General features: G+C 56.2%; 1 protein-coding gene. It reads left to right on the plus strand.

The features are described from left to right. Window positions 1–707: 707 nt before the first annotated feature. Window positions 708–1934, plus strand: a complete 1227-nt coding sequence (locus JMF90_RS34125) for a sulfotransferase family protein (RefSeq protein WP_201326075.1) — start codon at window positions 708–710, stop codon at window positions 1932–1934. Window positions 1935–2253 lie beyond the last annotated feature (319 nt).

Consider the following 2253-nt stretch of genomic DNA (forward strand, 5'->3'; position numbering starts at 1 on the left):
CGCAGGCGGTCACGCGCCGCGACCAGACTGGCCAGCGTCTGCTCAAGTTGAACGGTATCGGGGTGATAAACGACGATGGAGATTGACAAACCATCGACATCGCTGGGGGGCACGCTTATTACATTCATCCGTGGTTCGACTGCGCGCCTGCATGACGAAGCGCTGGTTGGACAACTGCCGATGCATGAAATCACGCACTCATACGGTTACTGAATCGTACAAGCCCGCTTTTCGTTTGAAATGCGGGGTCGACCCGATATTTTAACGCCTGCGTGCCCGGCAGCAATCATTAAATCAGTCCCCATTTTAAGCGCCGCTTCGACTACGACAAGCCGGCACCTCGACCGCATACTATGCCCTCTCCGTACACTAAGCTAGGCAGTTTTGACCAGCCGGAACGATTCGGCCTTCGACGAGTCAATGCTGCTCGCAGGTAACACATGGTAACGGCTTGCCCTGAAATTACCGTACTCAAGTCGTACCTGCATTCCGTGTCTGCTTAGAATGTACCCACGGCTCAACATGCCAGCCATTGGATACCGTGCAACTGTGCCTGGAATGCCCGCGCGGAGCTCATCAGAGCCGCCTGAGCACAGCCTTGCCGACATCGAACCACGGCACCAGTTACGGAAGCGACAACGCAACGCCCCCCTCAATAGATAGGTCCGTTTCACTCTATGCTCAACTCCTCGTCCGTGACTCCGACCTTGATCGTGGTCTTGGGCATGCACCGTAGCGGAACAAGCGTTCTCACGCGCGCGATGGAAACGCTCGGCGCCAATCTCGGCTCGAGACTCATGCCTGCGGCAGCGGGAAACAACGACAAGGGATTTTTCGAAGATATCGACGTCAACCAGATCAACATCGATGTCATGCACGCCGCCGGCTTCGACTGGGACACCATGGCACCGATCGACTCGAACGCGATCGATATGCACCGACTCGACGAGCTCCGTGTCAAAGCCGCGGCCATGATTCGCGCAAAATGCGGTGGCAAGACTTTTGCGCTCAAGGATCCGCGCATTGCCCGCCTGTCTTGGTTCTGGCAACCCGTCCTCGCTGGCTTGCAAATCCGCGTCGTATACGTCATTGCCATTCGCAATCCAATCAGCGTTGCACGCTCGCTCCTGGAGCGCGACCAATTTGCCGAAGAAAAATCGCACATCCTTTGGCTCGCTCACACTCTTTCCGCACTCGAGATGAGCTTCGGCAGCACGCGGACACTCATGAGCTATGATGCGCTGCTGGATGCACCCCAAGCGGAATTGACGAGAATCTCATCCGAACTGGGATTGCAGCTAATCGAGTCCGAGGCTGCAACATTCGCCCGTGAATTCATCGACGGCGACCTCAGGCACACCAGATTTGCTGCGGAAGACCTCAATCTGCTTCACTCCGCGCCTCGCCAGGTCAAGGCGCTTTTCGCCGCACTCGATGAATCGGTACGATGCAGACTTCCGGCCGACAACACGTTGCTGTCCTCTGCCGCCAGAGACGCGCGCACTTATCTTGACGACATCTCGCCACTTTTAAGATATGAATGGCAGCTCGACCGGCAGTTCCACCAGGCACAAGCGTCCGAGAAAGCAAGCGACGCTGCACTTCACGATCACCAGCGCGCAACCGACACATTGCATGCAACAATTGCTTCGCTTAACGAAACAATTCACGCATTGGAGCAGCAGCAGCAAGCATGGTCCCAAGCACTGCAAAGCGCCCACAGCGAGCGTGACGATGCGTTTAACAGACAGGAAGAACTCGCGGCGCAACTGCGCTTGACCCATGCGGCGCTCGCCGACACGGAATCGAAAATGACGACCGCCAGCGCAGAACTCGATGATTTACGTAGATCACAGATCGAAATCTTGACGTCGAAAAGCTGGCGGATAACATCACCACTGCGTGCGGTCAAACGCTTGCTGAAGAGAGCCTGACCGGGCAAAGATACAACTCGCCTGACTCGTCAGGCCTCGCATTCCTTTCTAGTGAATGCGGGCCGCCATATCTCCGCCCATGCCCGTTGCGCCGATAGTGCAACATTGCACGCATCCCCTGACCGGAAAGCCCCGCGAAACAAGCAGCCATCACGCATGGCACTACGCCGCCATATCCTCGCTCAGATCCTTCTGCTCGACCCACGGCTTGCGCACGCGCGGCGGGAAATTGGGACGAAAATCGCCACCGCTTATGGTCAGATTCCGTAATAACTTCGTATAGCATACATTATACGAAGTTATACGAAATTCGTCGAGG

Source organism: Burkholderia sp. E168m23, assembly GCF_016586125.1.
Classification (GTDB): Bacteria; Pseudomonadota; Gammaproteobacteria; order Burkholderiales; family Burkholderiaceae; genus Burkholderia; species Burkholderia orbicola.